The following is a 2,501-nucleotide window of genomic DNA, read 5'->3' as shown; positions in this document are numbered from 1 at the left end:
GGGAGACGGTACAAGTAAAGTATGCTGCCGCGGACACATAAATTCAATGTCCCAAAAGAGAGAGGGGGAATGTTCTCTGAAAGTGGGGTGCCCTCCGGACGGCGCTATCCGGGCCGGCGACAAGACCGCATCGGATAGATTTCAACTATCGAACTGATAGGATTTTCGGGAACAAATCCGTACATTGATGTTGAACATTGTCCACCATGGACTTTCAGATTTGTTCCCGAACCGGGACCTCCGGCATCCGTTCCCGCCGTCCCCGTCCGCCCGCCGGCAGCGGAAGATCCTGTCACAAAATTCCCGTCCGCCTGCCCCTTCCTTGGGACGCCCCTTGGTACAAAAACAGGTATGGATGCGGTACATTGTCCCCGTGGATCCGGAGACAAAGTACCGCAGATCCGGGGTGCACCGTTCCGCAGAGAACAGGCTGAAATTACTTCAGGGATGCCCCGAAACCTGCCGGTCCGTCTACCTTCAGGGTCCGCGGCAGCAGTGCACATGAATTCATGAGACGGGGGAGAGCGAAATGAATTACCTGAAGAGAACGGTCGAGGCGGCCATTGCGAAGGCCGCCGCCGAGCGGAAGGTCGTGATGATCTCGGGCCTGAGGCAGGTCGGAAAGAGTACGATGCTCCGCAGTCTCTGCGCCGACGGCCGCGCGTACGTCGAGCTCAAGGAACTCACCGCCGCCGAGGCCGCGGCCGACCCGGGGCACTTCTTCGAGTCGCACCCCGCGCCTGCGGTGATCGACGAGATGCAGCTCGCTCCGGCGCTCATTCCGGCCCTCGCCGACTCCGTGGGAAAGAACGATGCCGCAGGGCAGTACCTGATCGGCGCCTCCCAGCGCGGCGACCTCCCCGAGGCCGCCGCCGCGGCGCTTGGGCGAGACATCGCCCACTTCGAGCTCCTGCCCCTCTCTGTCTGGGAGCAGTGCGGCTGGGGCGACCGCCAGGTGCGCTACCTCCCCGGTCCCGAGGTCTGGGAGCCGAGGCTCTTCCGCCGCGGCGTGCTCGACACCTGGGAGTCCGTCTGGGAAGGGGGCCTGCCCGCCGCCCGCACCCAGGACTGTGAGGAGCGCACGCGCGGTCTTGACGCGATGATCGACGCCTGGATCGACCGCGACGCCGCGGGTCTCACCCGCATCGACAAGCGCGTGGGGTTCAGGAAGTTCCTGCGAGCGCTCGCCTTCCACTCGGGCCAGGCGCTCAACTTCGCCTCCATCGGCGCCACGGCCGGCATCAGTCCGGAGACGATCCGCCGCTGGTACCCGATCGCCGAGGCGACGGGGCTCGTCAAGGTTCTCCCCGCCTTCCCGGGCGAGGTGGGAAAACGCCTGCAGAAGACCCCGCGCTACTTCATGGTGGACACGGGGCTCATCGCGCACCTGCTCGGCATCGCGTCGCCCGTGGAGATGGCGCGCCATGCGATGGCGCCCAATTTCCTCAAGACCTTCTTCGTGATCGAGCTCATGAAGAGCTGGCTCCACACGGGCGCCGTGCCGAAGTTCAGCTACATGCGCGACAACAAAGGGTTCGAGGTCGACCTCGTCATCGAAAACGAGGGGAAGTGCCACTGCGTCGCGCTCACCACCTCACGCAAGCCCGCGGACCCCGAGGTGAGGTGCCTCAAGTGGCTCATCGAGAGCGGAAAGCTGCCGCTCGGGATGTGCGCCGTGATCGGTCTCACGGACGAGCCCTACATGGTGAGCGACAACGTCGTCGCCCACAGCATCTGGGACATCTGACGCGCAATCGTCAGCGCTCAGGCGAAGAGAAGGGCAGGGCCCGGCGTCCGTCGTGACGGCCGGGCTTCTTCATGCCGCAGACAATAAAAATGGGCGCCTTTCCTATGCGTAGTCCTGGGAGGAGGTGGACGGCGGAGCATGAGGAAAAGCGCCCGAGTGGAGCACGGTCATTCGTCACGCTGAGGCTGGGAGGAGGTGCCCCGCGGTGTCCCGTGCTTCAGGGCATATTCTGCCAAAAAAATTTTTCCCGTGTGTAAAAACCTCTTTCAGAATTTTTCAAATTTCACCTGGAGGAGGGGAATCAGCCGCCGGGAACCCTCGGTTTTCCCGCCCGGGCCGCGCCGGGACACCGCCGCAGGAAACCGGCGTTTCCCCGTACAGCACGCCCCGTTGATTTCCTGTTTACAGATGGATCGCATCGGTCCGCAGCATTTCAGTCCCCTCCCTTCCCGGGCTCCCGCCGCGGGCGACGGGCGTCGTCAGTGCGGATTAGCCGGCGGTCGTCTATCCCCGACCGTGACTTCTGAATTTATTAGTTGCATATTCGCAAAAGCTCCCGGCCCCGGGATGCGGCGACCGCGGCGCGCGTCCAACACGGCCGGGAGCGCGGAGCCCGGCGGGGCCGGAGCCGCCGGAGGCAGGGGGACGCGGGCAGGCCGGCCGGCCCGTGCGCGGCAGGACCCTCTGGGCTCCCCGCGAAAAAAAATGGTTCTTCGCTGTTAAGAGTGGGTTGATCTGAGGCTACCACCTTCGG

The 2,501-nt window shown here is 64.2% G+C and carries 1 protein-coding gene; it reads left to right on the top strand.

The genetic code is table 11. The features are described 5' to 3' along the window. Positions 1-529 precede the first annotated feature (529 nt). Positions 530-1,747: an ATP-binding protein gene (locus Q4F91_RS13330; protein ID WP_303338219.1), complete on the top strand. Its 1,218-nt coding sequence runs from the start codon at positions 530-532 to the stop codon at positions 1,745-1,747. Positions 1,748-2,501 lie beyond the last annotated feature (754 nt).

Origin of the sequence: Sutterella sp., assembly GCF_030539355.1 — a bacterium.
Classification (GTDB): domain Bacteria; phylum Pseudomonadota; class Gammaproteobacteria; order Burkholderiales; family Burkholderiaceae_F; genus Sutterella.
Note: the sequence above shows the minus strand (reverse complement) of the source record. Positions and strands in the feature narration are given on the sequence as shown.